An 18,752-nucleotide genomic window follows, 5' to 3' on the forward strand; every position below is an offset into this window, starting at 1 on the left:
AAATCCGTGCCGGGTGGTAAACAGGAATCGCGGAAGAAAGCGGTTTCCCGACTGTGGCGCCGGGCGGGCTCGGCGCGTCACTTCGCCGAGGGGGGCGCGTGGTCGATTCCCGGGCCAAGGGCAACCTGCGCCGCCGTGACGGTCGGGCGGCCTACTTGTTCCTGGCACCGTGGATCACCGGGATGGTCGCGATCACCATCGGCCCGATCCTGGCCTCGCTCTACCTCTCGTTCACGAACTACTCGCTGCTGCGCCCGCCGAAGTGGACGGGCCTGGCCAACTACACCCGGATGGTCGGCGACGAACGGCTGCTGAACTCGCTCGGCGTGACGTTCCGGTACGTGTTCGTCTCCGTGCCGCTGCAACTGGCCGTGGCACTGGGCCTGGCGCTGCTGCTCAACCGGGGGCTGCGCGGCCTGGCGTTCTACCGCTCGGCCTACTACCTGCCGTCGCTGCTGGCGGGCAGCGTGTCGATCGCCATCTTGTGGCGGCAGATGTTCGGCACCGACGGCCTGGTCAACGACCTGCTGGCGCTGGTCGGCGTCCGAGGCGTCGGCTGGATCGCGCACCCCGACTTCGCGCTGGGCACCCTGGTGCTGCTCAACGTGTGGACGTTCGGCGCGCCGATGGTGATCTTCCTGGCCGGTCTGCGCCAGATACCGACCACGTACTACGAAGCGGCCACAGTGGACGGCGCGGGCCGGTGGGCCAGGTTCCGGCACGTCACGGTGCCGCTGCTGACCCCGATCATCTTCTTCAACCTGGTGCTGCAGATGATCGGCGCGTTCCAGGCGTTCACGCAGGCGTTCGTCGTCAGCGGCGGCACGGGCGGTCCGTCGGACAAGACGCTCTTCTACACGCTGTACCTGTACCAGCGCGGTTTCGGCTCGTTCCAGATGGGCTACGCCTCGGCGCTGGCCTGGTTGTTGCTGGTGATCGTCGCGGCGCTGACCGCGGTGAACTTCCTGCTGGCCAAGCGATGGGTGTTCTACGGTGACTGACCCGTTCGCGAGCGAACGCCGCCTGCCGGCGCCGCTGCGGCACGGCCTGCTGGTCGTGCTGGGCGTGGTGATGCTGTACCCGCTGCTGTGGTTGCTGTCGAGCTCGTTCAAGCCGACCGACACGATCTTCCGCGACCCGTCGCCGTGGCCCAGCGAGTTCTCCCTGGCCAACTACGTCGAGGGCTGGACCGCGCTCGGCGCGCCGTTCCAGCGCTACCTGACCAACTCCGCGATCATCGCGGTGGCCTCGGTGGTGGGCAACCTGCTGTCGTGCTCGATGGCCGCGTACGCGTTCGCCCGGCTGGAGTTCCGCGGCAAGAAGCTCATGTTCGCGATGATGCTGGCCACGATCATGCTGCCGATCCACGTGCTGATCGTGCCCCGCTACGTGCTGTTCTCCGAGCTGGGCTGGATCAACACCTACCTGCCGCTGGTCGTGCCGAAGTTCCTGGCCACCGACGCGTTCTTCGTCTTCCTGATGGTGCAGTTCATCCGGTCGCTGCCGACCGAGCTGGACGAGGCGGCCCGCATCGACGGCTGCGGCCACTGGCGGATCTTCTGGCGGATCGTGATGCCGCTGTGCACGCCCGCGCTGGCCACCACGGCGGTGTTCACGTTCATCTGGACCTGGAACGACTTCTTCAGCCAACTGATCTTCCTGACCGACCAGGACCTGCACACCGTCCCGGTGGCGCTGCGCACCTTCGTGGACGGTCAGGGCCGCAGCTCGTGGGGGCCGCTGTTCGCCATGTCGGTGGTCGGGCTGGCGCCGATCTTCGGCTTCTTCCTGGCCGGGCAGCGCTACCTGACCCAGGGGATCGCGACGACGGGCATCAAGTGAGGAGACGGTCATGACGAGGCTGGTGCTGTGCTTGGTCGGTGTCGCGGCCTTGGCGTTGTCGGGCTGCGCGCCGGGTTCGGGCGACGCCGGGGGACCGGTCGAGCTGAGGTTCTCGTGGTGGGGCAACGAGCAGCGCGCCCGGGCCACGGAGCAGGCGATCGACGCCTTCGAGGCGGCGAACCCCGGCATCGCGGTGAAGGGCGAGTACGCCGACTTCAACGCCTACTTCGACCGGATCGCCACCCAGGTCGCGGCGAACGACGCGCCGGACGTGATCACGATGGGCGGCGTGTACCCGCGCGAGTACGGCGGCCGCGGCGCGCTGCTCGACCTGGACGAGGTGAGCGGCTCGCTCGACCTCGGCGGGCTGGACGGGCCGGCGGTGGCCAACGGCCGGTTCGACGGCGTCCAGTACGGCGTGCCGACCGGCGTGAACACGTACGGGATCGTGGTCAACCCGGCGGTCTTCCAGGCCGCCGGCGTGCCGCTGCCCGACGACGACAAGTGGACGTGGGCGGACTTCGAGCGGATCGCGGGCGAGCTCGCCGACCGGGCCCCGGAGGGCACGGTCGGCGTGGAGGACCCGACGGCGCCGGAGACGTTGGAGATCTTCTCCAAGCAACGCGGCGAAGGGCTCTACACTCCCGACGGCAAGGTCGGCATCAGCACCGGCAGCGTCGAGGAGTGGTTCCGGATGACGACACGGCTGCGTGACGCGGGCAGCACGCCGCAGGCCACCGTGACCATCGAGCAGGCGGCCCTGTCCGCGCCCGAGCAGACCTTGATGGGCCGCGGTGTCGCGGGGATGCGGTTCGACTGGAGCAACCGGCTGACCGCGCTGCGCGCCGCGTCCGCCCAGCCGCTGGTGATGCTGCGCGCGCCGGGCGAGACGGCGGCCGGGCGGCCGGGCATGTGGTTGCAGGCCTCGCAGCTCTACACGGTCAACGCCGCCACCGAGCACCCCGAAGCGGCGGCGAAGCTGATCTCGTTCCTGGTCAACGACCCGGCGGCGGGCGCGGCCATCGGCACGGACCGCGGCATCCCGGCGAACGAGACCATCCGCGAGCGCATCGCCGGCTCGCTCACCGAGCACCAGGAGGTGGAGGTGGCGTTCATCGACGAGGTCAGCGGCAAGGTCACCGACGAGCTGGTGCCGGGCCCGGTGGGGTCCACCGACACGTCGCAGATCCTCCAGCGGGTCAACTCCGACGTGCTGTTCGACCGGCTCGGCCCGCCGGACGCGGCACGGCGGTTCGTGAACGAGGTCGCCGCGGCGATCGGCTGATGACCTCGATCGACCGCAGGGCGCTGGTGGACCGGTACGCCGTCGAGGTGACCGAGGTCGACCCGCGGTCGCCGCTGTCGGTGGGCAACGGCGAGCTGTGCGCCACGGTCGACGTGACCGGGTTGCAGACGTTCCCGCAGGAGTACGCGGGCGACGGCGGCACGCTGCTCGGCACGATGGCGCAATGGGGCTGGCACAGCACACCGGCGCCCGGCCACGTGCCGGACCTCGCCGACAGCGTCCGCTCGTACGACACGCCACGCGGCCGGGTGCCGTACGTCGACCTCGCCGACTTCGACGCGGCCACGCCCGGCCAGCGGTGGCTGCGCGCCAACCCGCACCGGCTGGACCTGGCCCGGATCGGGCTGGTCGTCGACGGGACGCCGCCCGACCCGGTCGAGCTGCGCGAGCCGCGGCAACGGCTCGACCTGTGGACGGGGACGATCACCAGCGCGGTGCTGCTGGCGGGGATGCCGGTGCGGGTGACCACGTGCTGCCACCCGGAGCTCGACGCGCTCGGCGTGCGGGTGGCGTCGCCGGGGCTCGCGGGCGGTCGGCTCGCCGTGCGGATCGCGTTCCCGTACGGCTCGGAGTCGTGGCACGACGCCGCCGACTGGGAGCGCCCCGGCCGGCACGACAGCGCGTCGCAGGTGCTCGCGGACGGCGTCCGGATCGACCGGCGGCTCGACGCGACCCGGTTCCCGGTGCGCGTCCACGTCAACGCGGGTGCGACGGTGCGGCGGACCGGGCCGCACGAGTTCGTGGTGGCGACCGACCGGGACGTCCTGGAACTCGGGGTCCGGTTCGGCGACGGCGCCGAGCCGGTGGCGTTCACCGGGGCGTTGATCGCGAGCGAGCGCTGGTGGCCGCGGTTCTGGTCGTCCGGCGGTGCGGTCGAGCTCGACTCCAGCGAGGACGACCGCGCGCCGGAGTTGCAGCGGCGGATCGTGCTGTCGCAGTACCTCACCGCGATCCAGTGCGCGGGTTCGCTGCCGCCTGCCGAGACGGGGCTGACGGCGAACAGCTGGCGCGGCCGGTTCCACCTGGAGATGCACTGGTGGCACGGCGCGCACTTCCCGTTGTGGGGTAGGGCTTCGCTGCTGGCCAGGAGCCTCGACTGGTACTCGCGGAGCCTGGGTGTCGCCCGCGCCGCGGCACGTGGTCAGGGTTATCGGGGCGCGCGGTGGCCGAAGCAGGTCGGGCCGGACGGGCGGGAGAGCCCCAGCCCGATCGGGGCGTTCCTGGTGTGGCAGCAGCCGCACCTGATCCACCTGGCCGAGTTGATGCGCAGGTCGGGTGATCGCGGTGCGGTGGCGCGTTATGGCGAGTGCGTGCTGGAGACGGCGGCGTTCATGGCGGACTTCGCGGTGGCGACGGAGGGCGGTTACGCGCTCGGGCCGCCGCTCGTGCCCGCGCAGGAGTCGTACTACCGCGACCGGGCCGCGGTGGTGAACCCGACGTTCGAGCTGGCGTACTGGGCGTGGGCGTTGCGGGTGGCGCAGCGGTGGCGGGTGCGGTTGGGGCTGGCGGAGGACCCGTCGTGGACGGCGGTGGCGGACGGCCTCGTGCCGCCGACCGTGCGCGACGGCCGGTACGCCGCGATCGGCACGCCGCCGTGGACCGTGCGCGAGGACCACCCGTCGATGCTGTACGCGTTGGGTTTCGTCCCCGAGACCGGTGTGGTCGACCACGGGGTCATGCGGGCCACGTTGCACGACGTGCTGTCGGACTGGCACTGGCCCGGCACGTGGGGCTGGGACTACCCGGCGATGGCCATGACCGCGACCCGCCTCGGCGAGCGCCGGACCGCGGTGGACGTGCTGCTCAAGGACACGCCGAAGAACGGCTACCTCGCCAACGGGCACAACCGGCAGTCCGACTGGTTGCCGGTGTACCTGCCGGGCAACGGCGGGCTGCTGGCCGCGGTCGCCCTGATGGCGGCGGGCTGGGACGGCGGCCCACCGACCCCCGGCTTCCCCGCTGACGGCTGGACGGTGCGGCACGAGGGCTTGACCTGGGCGCCGTGAGGACGGCGGCGGTGAGGACAGCGGCGGAACCGCGAGTGCAGGGGCGCAAGGGCAGCGGCGGTGAAGGCCGCGGAACGGCGAGGTCGTGGCGCCGTGAGGCGCGGGGCCGGTGCCAGCCCCCAGCTTTGGCACCGGCCCCTCGCAGCGAGAGCGGGCGGAGGGGTCCCGGTCTCGCCGGTCATGGTCCGGCGGTGGGTGCGGGGGCTCCCCCTGAGCGCCGCGCCCACCGCCGGGTACAGCGTCACCCGAGTGGCGCGGACTCGAAACCGGTCGCCCCGGAGACCCGGTCGAGCGGCACGGCGGAGGCTTCGACGATCCGCTCGAAGGACACCCCGGCCCGGTCGAAGACCCGCTCCAGCGCTTCGGCGTCGTCGGCGGCGAAGAGGCCGAAGTAGCTGTCGTCACCCGGAACGGCGAGACAGCACCGCATGGTGACGGGCGGTGCGCACAGGTCGGCCGCGGCACGCACCGCGGCCATCGCGGCGGCGACCTCGCGCGGGTTCGCCGCGTGCAGGTAGCACTCGGCCAGGAAGAGCCTGGTCGGCTGCCGCTCCACTCCGATAACGGTCATGCGGTCACTCTCGGCCCCACGGCGCGCCGGCGAATCGGGGAGCGACCCCACAGTTGCTACCGCGCGCGGAGGAAGTCCAGGCGGGCCAGCTCACGGCGGGTGCGCACGCCGGTCTTGCGGTAGATGCGGGTCAGGTGCGCCTCGACCGTCTTCTCGGTCACGTACGCCGCGCCCGCGACCTCCCGGTTGCTCATCCCGGCCGCCACCAACCGCGCGATCCGCAGCTCGGTGGCCGTCAGCTCGTGCTCGTCACCGCGCCGCAACCCGAGCCGGGCCAGCTCGGCGTCGACCTCCTCGACCCACGACGGCGCGCCCAACCCGTCGAACGCCCGCCGTGCCGCAAGGAACGCCTCCCGCGCCGCGAGCTTCAGCCGACGCCGCCGCAGCACCCGGCCGCGCACCAGGTCCGTGCGGGCCCGCTCGAACGGCATCGGCAGCCGGTCCAACGCCTCGGCCGCCGTCGCCAACGCCTCCTCCGCGCCCTCCGGATCGCCCCACGCCATCCGCACGAGCGCACGGGACCTGGCCGTGACCACGGTGATCCACGGCCGGGGCGCGCGTTCGCGCCGCTCCTCCAACTCGGCGAGCAGCCGGGTCGCCTCGACGGGCTCACCCAGCTCGACCACCGCCTCGACCAGGTCGCCGTACAGCGTGCTGATCGGGAAGTCGGCCATGCCCACCTCCGCGCACAACGCCACCGCCGCCGTCAGGTGCCCGCGCGCCGCGCCCGGCTCGTGCCGGGACAGCTCGACGAACCCCAACACGGCCCGCTGGTGCACCGAGACCCACGGGTCGCCCAGTTCCGCGGCCACTTCCAGCCCGCGCGTCGCCGCCTCGTGCGCCTGCTCCCACCGGCCACGATGCGCGTCCACCAGCGCCCGGGTGTAGAGCGCGTAGGCGAACCACGGCCGCTGCCCGGACTGCTCCGCCGCCTCCACGGCCTCCGCCGCCCGCTGCCCGGCCCGCGCCCAGTCGCCGAGCCACACGTCCAACTCGGCCAGGTGGACCAGCTCGTGCACGGCCACCGCCTCGTCCTCGCGCGCGACCTCGTCCCGGTGCGCCGCCTCGATCAGCGCCCGTCCCTGCACCGGGTCGAGGTACTTCGCCAGCACGCGCAGGGTGCTGCGGGCCGTGCGCGCTTCGCGCGTCTGGTCGGTCGGCGGCACGAGTGCCGCGGCCCGCGCGATGTCGTCGGTGACCAGGCCGCCCCCGGCCAGCAGCCGGTAGTACGCGCTGGAGACGAGGATGCACGCCACCAGGTCGGCCGGCACACCGTCCTCGTGCCCCGCGATCGCCTCCCGCGCCTGCTCGGTGTTGCGCCAGCGCAGCCGGGTGTCGTCCTGGCAGAACAGCGACCGGCGCAGGTACGCCCGCGCCCGCAGCACCGGGTCGTCGCCGATCTGCGCCAACGCCTCGTCGGTCATCGCCGTCGCGCGGACCGGGCCCTCCTCGAAGAACACCACGTACGCCAGGTCGACCAGCAGCGCCGCCCGCTCCGGCCCCGGCGGCACGTCCTCGACGTCGAACGCCTCCAACAGCCTCCGCGCGCCCGACGCGTCACCGGAGCGGTACCGGCACACCACCGCCGAGGTCAACGACACCGCCCGGTGGTGGGGGTCCGTCGCGTGCGCACCGGCCAGCTCCCACAACCGGGCGGCGGCGGTGGGGGCGTTGCGGGCCGACGCGCCGCGAGCGGCCTCGCTCAGCGCCCGCGCCACCTCGGGGTCCGGACCGTCGGTGCTCAACGCCAGGTGCAGCGCGCGGGTCTCCGGGTCGTCCACGACCTGGGCCAGCCTGCGGTGGACCCTTCTGCGCCTGGTGCCCGACACGGCGGAGAACAACGTGGAGCTCAGCAACGGGTGGGTGAACCGGATCGCGCCCGACACGATCTCGATCACGCCGCGGTCCTCGGCGTCGACCAGCGCGTCCTCGGCCCGGCCCGGGTCGTCCGAGGCCCGGCGCACCAGGTCCACGGTCGGGTGCGACAGCGCCGCCGCGCACAGCAACGCGTCCCGGCTGTGGTCGGGCAGCACGGCGAGCCGGTCGGCGAGCAGGTCCTCGACGGCCCGCGTGGTGGGCAACGGGAGGCCGAACGCGCCGACCCCGCCGGGATCGGGCAGGGCGCGGGCGATCTCCAAGGCGTAGAACGGGTTGCCGCCGCTGGCCTGCCGGAGGCGGACCAGCGTCGGCCGGGGCAGCGGCGTGCCGAGGTGCGAGCGCAGCAGCCGGTGCAGGGCGCCGACGCTCAGCCCGGACAGCCGCAGGTGCGCGAGGTCCGCACGTCCGGCCAGCCCCAGCGGGACGTCGTCCGCGCGGACCGACACCACGACGGCCACGTGCTCGTCGGCCAGTCGGCGCACCACGTACTCCAGGACGGCCGCGGTGGGCTCGTCCAGCCACTGCGCGTCGTCCACCGCCAGCACCACGGGCGCGGTCGCGGCCATCGCCCGCACGATGTCGAGTACGGCCACGTGCACCGCGCGCGGATCACCGGGCCCGTCCTCCGCGTCACGGCGCAGCAGCGCGACGTCCAGCGCCGAGCGCCGCGGGCCGGGCAGCCGGGCGATCAGCTCGTCGTCCACGCGCTCGACCAGGTCGATCAGGGCGCCGTAGGACAGCCGCGCCTCCGGTTGCGCGGGCCGGCAGGACAGCACGGCGTACCCGCGCCGTTCCGCGTCCCGCAGCACGTGCTCCCACAACGCGGTCTTGCCGATGCCCGCCTCGCCGGACACGACCAGGCACGCGGCGCCCGTCCGGGCGCGGTCGAGCACGCCGGCCGCCACCGCCACCTCGGGCTCCCGCCCGACCAGGTCCCGCCCGGCGTGCCGCACGCGTGCCACCTCCCCGCCGCGGTGGGCGCAGCGCCACAACCACTATCACCACGCGCTGGGGTCACGGGAAGCTCATCGCTAATGTCTGCGGCATGTACGTGAAGTTGTGCGGGCTGCGCACGGCGGCCGACGTCGCCGCCGCCGTGGACGCGGGTGCCGACGCGGTCGGTTTCGTGCTCAGCGCGAGCGTCCGGCAGGTCGACCCGGAGACCGCGCGGCGGCTGGTGCGCGAGGTGCCGCCGCACGTGCTGTCCATCGGTGTGTTCAGCGGGGTGGCGGCGGCGGACGTGCGCCGGCTGGCCGAGGAGTCCGGCGTCGGCGCGGTGCAGCTGCACGGCGACTACCCGCGTGCGGCGTTCGACGAGGTGGCGGTCGTCGGTGTGCCGCTGGTCCGGGCGGTCGCGCTGACGGCGGACACCGACGTGCGGGTCGGCGCGTACGGCGAGCGGATGCTCCTGCTGGACTCGCCCCGGGCGGGCTCCGGCCACCGGTGGGACCTCGCCGCGCTCGACGGCGCCCGACCGGAAGGCGACTGGCTGCTGGCGGGCGGCCTGGGTGTGGACAACGTCGCCGAGGCCGTCGCCCGCGCCCGGCCGTGGGGTGTGGACGTGTCGAGCGGTATCGAGGCGAGCCGCGGGGTCAAGGACCACGGCCTGATGCGGGAGTTCGTCGCCGCCGCGCGTACCGCCTGACCGCGCCCTCTCGCCGTCAGCCGCCTGACGGCTGCCGCCGAACGGGCAGGACGATCGCCGACGGGTGGTCCGGGTCGTGGTGGACGGACTGCTCGGCGGCCAGGAGCCGGGTCGCGGTGGCGTGCGGCTCGCCGGTGCCGGTGTTCCGGGCGTACCGGGGGAACGCGCCGCTGGACACCTGCACCCGCACGCGGTGGCCCCGCCGGAAGCGGTGCGCGGTCGGCCACAGCGCGACCTCCGCACGGGTCGTCTCGTCCGCGCCGGACAGGCTCACCAGGCCGTCGCAGACGTTCACCGAACGGCCGCGCGGGTCGACGTCGCACAGCCGGACGAACACGTCGGCGTGCGGCAGGCTGGAGCGGAACCACACCTCGGCCGTCACGTCGCCGATCACCTCCACGTCGTCGGCCAGCGGCGCGGTGGTGTAGGTGAGCACGTCCGGCCGGGCCTCCAGCGCGGTGTTGTCGACCCGGCCGCCGCCGGACCCCAGCCGCACACCGCCGACGGCGGGCGTCGGGTCGGCCGGGTCGTACCGGTACCGGTCGGGCGTCGACCCGGCGGGAGGCCGCTCGCCCAGCTCGCCGCCGGGCCGCAGGTGGAAGTGCCGGGGCTCGTAGCCGTGTGGCGGCCAGGAGTCGAAGTCGCGCCAGGCTTCCTCGCCCGTCACGTACAGCCGCACCGGAGCGCGCTCGGGCGGCTCCTCACCGCGTGCCAGGGCGAGACCGAACCCCAGGGCTTCCCGGATCGGGGTGTCGGTGGGGGACACGTGCGTCCACGGCCCGACGGTGAGCCGCGCCGGACGTCCGGCTTCCCGCAAGGCCCGGAAGTCGCGCAGCTGGCCGGGCAGGAAGATGTCGTACCAGCCGGCGATCGAGCTGACCGGCACCGTCGTCCGCGCCACCCGGCGCCGGTGGTCCATCGCGGCCCACCGCTCGTCGTCCGCGTCGCGGGCCAGGACGTCCTGGAAGTAGTCCGAGCGGCGCCCGGTGGCGGCCACGTCGGCGCGACCGAGCGGGAGCGTGGTCAGCGCGCGGCGGGTCCTGCGGCCCTGGAGCACGTTGCGCAGCCGGGCGAAGCGGCGCTCCTGGCCCGCGACCATGACCGCCCACGCGAACGGCGCCTCCAGCGAGAACCCGTCCGCGCGCAGGAACTCCAGCGTCGACGCCGACTCGGCCACCTGGGGGATCATCGCCTTGACCTGCGGCGGCAGGCGGTCGGCCACGGCCCACTGCACGTGCCCGAGGTAGCTCGCGCCCACCAGCACGATCGAGCCGCCGAACCACGGCTGCTCCACCAGCCACGCCAGCGTGGCCAGGCCGTCCTCGCGCTCGCGCCGCATCGGGTCGAACGTGCCGCCCGAGCCGAACGTGCCGCGCGTGCTCTGCACCAGCACCTGGAACCCGCGTTCGGCCAACGGCCGCGCCAGGGCCGTCCCGATCACGCCACGCCGCCCGTACGGGCCGCGGATCAGCGCGGTCGGCAACGACTCGCCGCCGACCCGCGGCGCCCAGCGGTCCGCCAGCAGCTCGACGCCGTCGGGCATGGGCGTGCGCAGGTCGTGCCGGACGACGAGGTCCCGGGTGATCGGCGGGTCCAGGCGCAGGAGGCGCTGGACGAGGTGGCTGCTCAGGTTCACCGGTCGCGCTCCTCGGTCAGGGCGCCCCCGGTGATCACCGAGAACACCTCCATCAGGCGGTCGGCGAACGCCGCCGGGTCGAGCGGCTCCGGCCCTTCGACCACCCACGTGTTGACCACCGCCGCCCACCCCCCGGTCACGAACGCGGTGAGGTCGTCCAACACGTCCGGCGCCTGCGGCGCGCCGGGCAGCCGCCGCACGAGCTCCCGGTTGAACGGGCTGAGCAGGCCGCTCAACGCCACGTTCAGCCGGTAGGCGCACGGTCCGGTCAGCATCGCCCGGTAGAACGGCCGGTGCCGGGCGAAGTGCCGTGCCGCGGTCAACGCCCGCGCGTGCTCGTCGGACGGGTCCGCGCCGCGCGTGACCTCCGGCAGCAGCCCGGTCTCCACGAGGTCGAGCGCGGCGGCGGTCAGCAGCGCGTCGCGGTCGCCGAACTGCTGGTAGACGAGCTGCCTGCTCACGTCCGCCGCCTCGGCGAGGTCGGAGATCGGGATGTTCGTCGTGCCCCGTTCGGCGACCAGCGCCACGGCCGCCCCCAGGAGGGCGGACCGCGAGCGGCGGACCCTCCGGTCCGGGCGGTGTGCCGTCTGGTCCACGCACCGAGTATGACGCCTGTCAGGAAATTGACAAGTGTCAAGTCTGTAGGGTCGTGGTCGTGCCCGAGGAACGGTTGTCCGACGTGCTGGCCCGCCGGGTCGTGGTGGTGGACGGTGGCCTGTCGACCGCGCTCACGGCCGCCGGGCACGACCTGTCCGACTCGCTCTGGTCGGCCCGCCTGCTGCTCACCGACCCGGACGCGATCACGGCCGCGCACCTCGCCTACTACCGGGCCGGCGCCGAGGTCGCGATCACGTCCAGCTACCAGGCCACGTTCGAGGGCTTCGCCCGGCGCGGGCTCACCGCCGCGGACACGGCAGGCCTGCTGCGCGACAGCGTGGCGCTCGCCCGCCGTGCCGCGTCCGAAGTGGACGGACCGCGGTGGGTGGCGGCGTCGGTCGGCCCGTACGGCGCGATGCTCGCCGACGGCTCGGAGTACCGGGGCCGGTACGGCCTCGCGCCGGGCGCGCTGGAGTCGTTCCACCGGCCCCGGGTGGAGGTGCTGGCCGAGGCCGGGGCGGACGTGCTCGCGGTCGAGACGATCCCCGACGTCGAGGAGGCCGAGGCGGTGCTCCGGGTGGTCGCCGGGTCGGGCGTCCCGCTGTGGCTGTCCTACAGCGCGCGGGGCACGAGGACGTGCGCCGGTCAGCCGCTGGCGGAGGCGTTCGAGGTCGTGCGTGGCGTGGCCGAGGTGGTCGCCGTCGGCGTCAACTGCTGCGACCCGGCCGACGTCGACGAGGCCGTGGCCATCGCGCGGCGGGTCACCGGCAAGCCCGTCGTGGTGTACCCGAACAGCGGCCAGGGCTGGGACGCCACCACCCGGAGCTGGACCGGCGAACCGGCCTTCCGGCCCGAGCGCGTGGCCGGCTGGGTGGCGGGCGGCGCGCGGCTGGTCGGCGGGTGCTGCCAGGTCGGCCCGGACGCGATCCGGGACCTGGCCGCCGCGGTGACGGGCTGACCGGGCGGGTCAGCCGCGTCCGATGAACGGCATCGTGGTCGCCATGACCGTCATGAACTGCACGTTGGCGTCCAGCGGCAGCCCGACCATGTAGCGGACCGCGTCGGCGACGTGCCCGACGTCCATGGTCGGCTCGGCCGCGATCGAGTCGTCGGCTTGCCGGACGCCGTCGGTCATCCGCTCGGTCAACGGCGTCGCGGCGTTGCCGATGTCGATCTGGCCGCAGGCGATGCGGTGGCGGCGGCCCTCCAACGAGATCGACTTGGTCAGCCCGGTGATGGCGTGCTTGCTCGCGTTGTAGGCCACGGCGTCGGGGCGTGGGGCGTGGGCGGAGACCGAGCCGTTGTTGATGATCCGGCCGCCCTTCGGGTCCTGCTCGCGCATCACCCGGAACGCGGCGCGGGCGCACAGGAACGCGCCGGTCAGGTTCGTGCCGACCACCGTGGACCACTGCTCGGCGGTGAAGTCCTCCAGCGGCGTCGGGGGCACGTTCGTCCCGGCGTTGTTGAACAGCACGTCGACCCGCCCCCACCGGTCGCGCACGGTGGTGAAGAGCGCGTCCACGGACGCCTCCACCGTGACGTCGGTCGGCACGACCAGGACGTGCCCCGCCGGCGACCGGTCGGCGGTCTCGGCCAGCCGGTCGGCACGTCGTCCGGCGAGCGCGACCCGGTGACCGGCGTCGAGCAGCGCGCGGGCCACCACGCGCCCCACACCCGAACCGGCGCCCGTCACCACCGAGACCGGGGCCATGCGTCCTCCTCCCGAGCGGGACGTCACCGCACCCGCAGGGGCGGGCGGCTGAGCACCTCGATGCACATGATCCGGTCCGCCACGACGTCGAGGTTCAGCATGCCGGTCGCGGACAGCAGCGGCACGCACCGGTGCCCCTCGCCGTACGGCCGCCCTTCGGGGTGGACGTCGCGCACGAGGGGGTGATCCGGCTGCACCTCGGCAGCGTAGCCGGGCTCGTGCCACGGGATGTGCCGTCACGACTGGGTGAAGCGCAGCAGGTTGCCGGACGGATCGAGGAAGGCGCAGTCGCGGACGCCGCCGGGCCTGCTGATCGGTTCCTGCAACACCTCCGCGTCCGCCGCCTCGACGTGCTCGAAGGTGGCGTCGCAGTCGTCGGTCGCGAAGACCAGGCAGCCCTCGGCGGTCCGCTCGTCGCCCGGCGACTCGAGCAGGACGATCCGCACGTCCGGCTGCGACGGCGGGCCGACGGCGACCCGGCGCACCCCTCCGGCGCCGTCGCACACCTCGAAGCCGAGCACGTCGCGGTAGAAGCCGAGCGCCTCGTCGAGGTCGCGAACGGCGAGGGCGAAGGACGCGAGCCTGAGGTCGACGCCGGTCACGGCTGCGTCTCGCGGCCGGTGGCGAGGTAGACGACGTCCAGGTCGCGCAGTCGGTCCGGGTCGGTGTCGACGGCGATCCGGGTGATCTTCCCGTTGTCGACGGTGAAGGCGAAGACGGCCCGCGGACTGCCCTGGTGCGACCAGACGGCCCCCGGCTCGCCCTCGACCAGCGCGAGGCGGGCGGCCTGGGCCCGGCCGGAGAAGAACGCCGCCACCGCCTCGGCCCCGCGCAGGTCGTCGACCGCGACGGCGTCGGGGTCGAGCAGGTCGAGCAGGGCGGCGAAGTCGCCGTTCCGGGAGGCGGCGAGGAAGGCGGCGACGATCTCCCGCTTCCCCGATCGGGCGGCGGCAGAGGTCTCGGCCGTGCCCTGGACCCGGCGGCGGGCCCGGCTGGCGAGCTGCCGGGCGGCGGCCGGCGAGCGGTCGATGATCGGGCCGATCTCGCCGAACGGCACGGCGAAGACGTCGTGCAGGACGAACGCGAGCCGCTCGACGGGCGTCAGGGTGTCCAGCACGACCGTCAGCGCGACACCGACCGAATCGGCGAGCAACGCTTCCTCTTCGGGGCCGGCCCGGTCGGTCGCGTGCGGCGTCTCGGGCTCCGGCGGCAGCGCGCCGGCCGAGTCCTCGCGCCGGGACCGGCGTGCTTCGAGCACGTTCAGGCAGACCCGGGCGACGACCGTGGTCAGCCACCCGCCGGGGTTCTCCACCCGGCCGGTGTCGGCGCGGCTGACCCGCAGCCACGCCTCCTGCACCGCGTCCTCGGCCTCGCCCGGTGAGCCGAGCATCCGGTTGGCGATCGCCCGCAGGCGGCCCTGGTGCTCGGCGAACCGCTCGCTCAGCCAGTCCCGCTCGACCATTCGTCACACTCCCCGCTCTGGACCTGTCATACCGGTTGACCGGCGGAGCGGCGTCGATGTGACGCCCGGCCAGGGTGCCCGGCCCGTCGGATCAGGCAGCGGACACAGCGGAACACCTGGAGACAAGCATGAAAGCGCACGCCACCGCGATCCTCCTCGGCGTCGGGGACATGGACCGGTCCAAGCGGTTCTACGGGGAAGGGCTCGGCTGGGAGGTCAAGGACGACTACGGCGTCTCGGTGTTCTACGAGTCGGACGGCAGCTCGCTCGTCGGCTTCTACCGGCGAGAGGGCCTGGCCGAGCAGGTCGGCACGAGTCCGGAGGGCACCGGCTTCAGCGGGGTCGTCCTCACCTACGTGGTCCGCGCCCAGTCGCGGGTCGACGAGGTCATCGCGGAGGCCGAGCAGGCGGGCGCCACGATCCTCAAGCCCGCCGGCGCCCTGCCGTGGGGTGGGTACGGCGGCACCTTCGCGGACCCGGACGGCTACGTCTGGAGCGTCGCCCACAGCGCCACGGGAGCGGACCAGCACTACGCCGAGTAGCCGACGGGAGCGGCCCTGACCGGCGCCGACGAGCGGGGTCAGTGTCGACGCGTGATCGCGTCGGCGCCGAACCCCGAGGCGGCGACGGGTCGGGTGACGCGCGTCCCGGTACGGTGTCGACCGTGGTGGCGGACGTCGGCAGGACCCCTCGGGCGGAGCAGGTCGGAGCTACGCGGCAGCAGATCCTCACCACCGCGGAGCGGCTGTTCGCCGAGCAGGGCCTGTACGCGGTGTCCAACCGGCAGATCAGCGCCGCCGCCGGGCAGGGGAACAACACCGCCGTCGGCTACCACTTCGGCGCCAAGTCCGACCTCGTCCGGGCGATCATGCTCCGGCACACGTCCCGCATCGAGTCGTTGCGCCACGACGCGGTGGCGGCCGTCGCCGGGTCGCGCGAGGTGCGGGACTGGGTGGCGTGCCTGGTCCGCCCGGTGACCACCTACCTGGCGTCGTCGGGCGGCCCGACCTGGTTCGCCCGGTTCAGCGCGCAGGTCATGACCGACCCCGTGTTCCGGGTGATCCTGGCGGAGGAGGCGCTGGCCGAGGACTCGTTGCGGCACGTGGTCGACAACCTGATCGAGCTGCTGCCCGACATGCCCGCCGACGTGCGCGAGGACCGCGCGGACATGGTCCGGCACCTGATCGTGCACGTGTGCGCCGAGCGCGAGCGCGCCCTCGCCGAGGGGACCGGGACGCCGAGGTCCACCTGGGACGAGGCCGCGACCGGCCTGATCGACGCGATCACCGGCCTGTGGACGGCCCCGTACACCGCCGAACCCGGGTCGTAGCCCTTCTCACTGCGCAGTCGAACCATCACGTTGCGTCGCACCCCGATCGCCGGCAGTCTTAAGTCAGTTGATTGACTCAAGCCCTGAGGAGGCGGTTGCCGTGGCGCTCGGAGACACCGACCACGTGCTGGACTACCCGATCCCGAGTCCGGCCGCGCTGGAGCCGCCCGCGGCGTGGGCCGAGCTGCGGCAGGGGTGTCCGGTCGCCCACGTGCGGCTGCCCAGCGGTGACCGGGCGTCGCTGCTGACCCGCTACGACGACGTCAAGCAGGTGCTGTCCGACCCGAGGTTCACCCGCAACCTCGACGCGCCGGACGCGGCCCGGATCTCGGCTAACGAGTCCGGCGGCGTGTTCAACAGCGGCCTGGGCAGCGCCCTGCCGGAGGAGTACCACCAGCAGTGGCGGCGCATGGTCGGCAAGTGGTTCACCGCCAAGCGCATGACGGCGCTGCGGCCGGGCATCGAGGCGATGGCCGAGCGGTTGATCGACGAGATGGTGGCGAACGGCGCGCCCGCCGACCTGAAGGCGGCACTCGGGTTCCCGCTGCCGGTGTGGGTCATCTGCGACATGCTCGGCGTGCCGGAGAGCGACCGGGACAAGTTCGCCTACTGGTCGAACACGCTGCTCAGCCTCACCCGCTACACGCAGGCCGAGATCGACGCCGCCCAGGCCGACTTCGCCGCCTACATGAGCGCCCACATCGCCGCGACCAGGGAGAACCCTGGCGACGACCTGATCAGCGAACTGATCGCCGCCGCGGTCGACGCCGGGCACGTCATGCCGGACGTGGCGCTGCTGGCCACCTCGCAGGGCCTGCTGGTGGCGGGGCACGAGACCACGGCCAACATGATCGGCAAGATGGTCGGGATGCTGCTGGCCGACCGGACCCGGTGGGAAGCGCTGGTGGCCGACCCCGCCCTGGTCCGCACGGCGGTGGAGGAGGCGTTGCGCGCCGACGCCAACCCCGGGTTCGGCATCCCGCGCTACATCACCGAGGACGCCGAGGTCGGCGGCACGGTCATCCCGCGCGGCACGACGGTGGTGTGCAACCTGGCCGCGGCCAACCGGGACGAGAACGCCTTCGTCGACGCCGCCGAGCTCGACCTGGCCCGCACCCCGAACACGCACCTGGCGTTCGGCGCGGGCGCGCACTCGTGCCTCGGGCAGTCGTTGGCCCGCACCGAGCTCCAGGCCGTGCTGGACGTGCTGCTGCGCCGCCTGCCGACGCTGGAGCTGGCCGTGCCCGCGGCCGAGTTGGCGCGCGTCGACGGCCTGGTCGTCGGCGGGCTCCAGGAACTGCCCGTCCGCTGGTGACGGCCCGAGGAACCGGAGGAGTGCGACAGATGAAGGTGTCCGTGGACGAGGACAAGTGCTGCGGGGCGGGCTCGTGCGTGCTGGCCGCGCCCGAGGTGTTCGACCAGCGGGACGAGGACGGCGTGGTCGTGCTGCTCGACCCCGAACCCGCCGAGCACCTGCACGCCGCGGTCCGCGAGGCCGCCGAGGTGTGCCCGGCGGCGGCGATCCTGCTGGGGGAGCGGGCGTGACCGCGGTGTCCGACGTGCTCGTCGTCGGAGCCTCCGCCGCCGGGCTGGCCACCGCCGAGGCGTTGCGCCGCAAGGGTTTCACCGGCGGGTTGACCCTGCTCGGCGACGAGGCGCACCCGCCGTACGACCGGCCGCCGCTGTCCAAGCAGGTCCTCTCCGGCGCCTGGGAGCCCGACCGCGCCCGGCTGCGCGGCCCGGACGTGTTCGACGAGCTGGGCGCGACGCACCTGCCCGGCGACCCGGCGGTGGCCCTGGACCTGCCCGCGCTCGTCGTGCGCACCGCGTCCGGGACCGTGCTGCGGGCCGACGCCGTGGTCGTCGCCACCGGCGTGCGGCCGAGGACCCTGCCCGACCAGGCCGGGTTGGGCGGTGTGCACGTGCTGCGCACCCTGGACGACGCGGTGGCGCTGCGGGCCGACCTGCTCGCCGCCGAACGGCTCGTGGTGGTGGGCGACGGCGTGCTCGGGGCGGAGGTCGCCGCCACGGCGCGCGGCCTGGGCCTCGACGTCACCCTCGCGGGGCCGCAGACCGCGCCCCTGGCCGCCCAGCTGGGACCGCTCGCGTCCGGTCTGCTCGCCGACCTGCACGCCGGGCACGGCGTCCGGCTGCGGCTCGGGGTCGCCGTGCTCGGCCTGACCGGGCGGGACGGGCGCGTCACCGGCGTGCGGCTGGATACCGGCGACGTGCTGCCGGCCGACGTGGTCGTGGTCGCGCTGGGCGCCGTCCCCAACACCGACTGGCTGCTCGACAGCGGCCTGCGGCTCGACAACGGCGTGGTGTGCGACGCGGGGTGCCGTGCCGCGGACGGCGTCTACGCGGTCGGCGACGTGGCTCGGTGGCACCACGAACACCTGGGCGCCTCGCTGCGCCTGGAGAACCGGACCAACGCCGCCGAGCAGGCCGCCGTCGTGGCCGACAACATCCTGGGCGCGGACCGCGCGTACACGCCCGTGCCGTACTTCTGGACCGACCAGTTCGACGCCAGGATCCAGGTCTTCGGGTTGCTGCCCGGCGACGCCGAGGTGTCCGTCGTGGACGGTGACGTCACCGAGCGCCGGTTCGTCGCGCTCTACGAGCGTGCGGGCGAGCCCGTCGGCGTCCTCGGCTGGAACATGCCCAAGCAAGCGCGCCGACTTCGGCAAAGCCTGCTGGGCCAGGTCCTCACCCCGGGAGCACGACCATGACGGCGCAACCCGACTTCGAGCACGACGGGTGCGCGCGCG

General features: G+C 73.8%; 19 protein-coding genes. 11 read left to right on the top strand and 8 right to left on the bottom strand.

What is annotated here, in order from left to right:
* Positions 1-98: 98 nt before the first annotated feature.
* From LNK82_RS18210 to LNK82_RS18225, 4 genes are read left to right on the top strand one after another with little or no spacing between them, the layout of a single operon-like run.
* Positions 99-1,001: a carbohydrate ABC transporter permease gene (locus LNK82_RS18210; protein WP_230568192.1), complete on the top strand. Its 903-nt coding sequence runs from the start codon at positions 99-101 to the stop codon at positions 999-1,001.
* A complete protein-coding gene (locus LNK82_RS18215) occupies positions 994-1,842 on the top strand; it encodes a carbohydrate ABC transporter permease (protein ID WP_230568193.1) in 849 nt (282 codons plus the stop codon). The genes LNK82_RS18210 and LNK82_RS18215 overlap by 8 nt, the downstream gene beginning before the upstream one ends.
* A gap of 10 nt (positions 1,843-1,852) precedes the next feature.
* On the top strand, positions 1,853-3,127 hold the full coding sequence (locus LNK82_RS18220; RefSeq protein ID WP_230568194.1) for an ABC transporter substrate-binding protein: 1,275 nt from the start codon (positions 1,853-1,855) through the stop codon (positions 3,125-3,127).
* Positions 3,127-5,154, top strand: a complete 2,028-nt coding sequence (locus tag LNK82_RS18225; protein ID WP_230568195.1) for a hypothetical protein — start codon at positions 3,127-3,129, stop codon at positions 5,152-5,154. The genes LNK82_RS18220 and LNK82_RS18225 overlap by 1 nt, the downstream gene beginning before the upstream one ends.
* A gap of 241 nt (positions 5,155-5,395) precedes the next feature.
* Here the strand turns inward: LNK82_RS18225 and LNK82_RS18230 are convergent, their stop codons facing one another.
* On the bottom strand, positions 5,396-5,725 hold the full coding sequence (locus LNK82_RS18230) for a hypothetical protein (RefSeq protein WP_230568196.1): 330 nt from the start codon (positions 5,723-5,725) through the stop codon (positions 5,396-5,398).
* Between the two features lie 56 nt (positions 5,726-5,781).
* Positions 5,782-8,556, bottom strand: a complete 2,775-nt coding sequence (locus LNK82_RS18235; protein ID WP_230568197.1) for a helix-turn-helix transcriptional regulator — start codon at positions 8,554-8,556, stop codon at positions 5,782-5,784.
* Positions 8,557-8,648: 92 nt separating this feature from the next.
* Here LNK82_RS18235 and LNK82_RS18240 point away from each other — a divergent pair, with 92 nt between their 5' ends.
* Entirely contained in the window at positions 8,649-9,248 is a 600-nt protein-coding gene (locus tag LNK82_RS18240; RefSeq protein WP_230568198.1) for a phosphoribosylanthranilate isomerase, read from the top strand.
* A gap of 16 nt (positions 9,249-9,264) precedes the next feature.
* Here the strand turns inward: LNK82_RS18240 and LNK82_RS18245 are convergent, their stop codons facing one another.
* A complete protein-coding gene (locus LNK82_RS18245; protein WP_230568199.1) occupies positions 9,265-10,884 on the bottom strand; it encodes a CocE/NonD family hydrolase in 1,620 nt (539 codons plus the stop codon).
* Complete coding sequence (locus LNK82_RS18250) at positions 10,881-11,480, bottom strand: TetR/AcrR family transcriptional regulator (RefSeq protein ID WP_230568200.1); 600 nt, start codon at positions 11,478-11,480, stop codon at positions 10,881-10,883. The genes LNK82_RS18245 and LNK82_RS18250 overlap by 4 nt, the downstream gene beginning before the upstream one ends.
* A 59-nt stretch (positions 11,481-11,539) precedes the next feature.
* Between LNK82_RS18250 and mmuM the strand changes: the two genes are divergently transcribed.
* Positions 11,540-12,439, top strand: coding sequence for a homocysteine S-methyltransferase (mmuM, locus tag LNK82_RS18255; RefSeq protein WP_230568201.1), 900 nt, complete (start codon positions 11,540-11,542; stop codon positions 12,437-12,439).
* A gap of 9 nt (positions 12,440-12,448) precedes the next feature.
* On the opposite strand, the gene LNK82_RS18260 is transcribed toward mmuM, so the two are convergent.
* Genes LNK82_RS18260 through LNK82_RS18275 form a run of 4 tightly spaced genes read right to left on the bottom strand, consistent with a single transcriptional unit; the run spans position 12,449 to position 14,654 of the window.
* The gene (locus LNK82_RS18260; RefSeq protein WP_230568202.1) at positions 12,449-13,192 is read right to left on the bottom strand and encodes an SDR family oxidoreductase; all 744 of its coding nucleotides are present in this window, start codon (positions 13,190-13,192) and stop codon (positions 12,449-12,451) included.
* 23 nt (positions 13,193-13,215) lie between these two features.
* Positions 13,216-13,389, bottom strand: a complete 174-nt coding sequence (locus LNK82_RS18265; RefSeq protein ID WP_230568203.1) for a hypothetical protein — start codon at positions 13,387-13,389, stop codon at positions 13,216-13,218.
* Positions 13,390-13,428: 39 nt separating this feature from the next.
* Positions 13,429-13,794, bottom strand: coding sequence for a VOC family protein (locus tag LNK82_RS18270; RefSeq protein WP_230568204.1), 366 nt, complete (start codon positions 13,792-13,794; stop codon positions 13,429-13,431).
* Positions 13,791-14,654: a sigma-70 family RNA polymerase sigma factor gene (locus LNK82_RS18275; RefSeq protein WP_230568205.1), complete on the bottom strand. Its 864-nt coding sequence runs from the start codon at positions 14,652-14,654 to the stop codon at positions 13,791-13,793. The genes LNK82_RS18270 and LNK82_RS18275 overlap by 4 nt, the downstream gene beginning before the upstream one ends.
* 128 nt (positions 14,655-14,782) lie before the next feature.
* Between LNK82_RS18275 and LNK82_RS18280 the strand changes: the two genes are divergently transcribed.
* The 5 genes from LNK82_RS18280 to LNK82_RS18300 all read left to right on the top strand — a co-directional run bounded on the left by LNK82_RS18280 (position 14,783) and on the right by LNK82_RS18300 (position 18,713).
* A complete protein-coding gene (locus tag LNK82_RS18280; protein ID WP_230568206.1) occupies positions 14,783-15,196 on the top strand; it encodes a VOC family protein in 414 nt (137 codons plus the stop codon).
* A gap of 113 nt (positions 15,197-15,309) precedes the next feature.
* Complete coding sequence (locus tag LNK82_RS18285; RefSeq protein WP_372470518.1) at positions 15,310-15,984, top strand: TetR/AcrR family transcriptional regulator; 675 nt, start codon at positions 15,310-15,312, stop codon at positions 15,982-15,984.
* A gap of 100 nt (positions 15,985-16,084) precedes the next feature.
* Positions 16,085-17,299, top strand: a complete 1,215-nt coding sequence (locus LNK82_RS18290) for a cytochrome P450 (RefSeq protein ID WP_230568208.1) — start codon at positions 16,085-16,087, stop codon at positions 17,297-17,299.
* A gap of 29 nt (positions 17,300-17,328) precedes the next feature.
* A complete protein-coding gene (locus tag LNK82_RS18295) occupies positions 17,329-17,529 on the top strand; it encodes a ferredoxin (protein ID WP_230568209.1) in 201 nt (66 codons plus the stop codon).
* Positions 17,526-18,713, top strand: a complete 1,188-nt coding sequence (locus LNK82_RS18300) for an NAD(P)/FAD-dependent oxidoreductase (protein WP_230568210.1) — start codon at positions 17,526-17,528, stop codon at positions 18,711-18,713. The genes LNK82_RS18295 and LNK82_RS18300 overlap by 4 nt, the downstream gene beginning before the upstream one ends.
* The last annotated feature ends 39 nt before the right edge of the window (positions 18,714-18,752 follow it).

The organism is Saccharothrix luteola, assembly GCF_020859565.1.
Lineage (GTDB): Bacteria > Actinomycetota > Actinomycetes > Mycobacteriales > Pseudonocardiaceae > Actinosynnema > Actinosynnema luteola.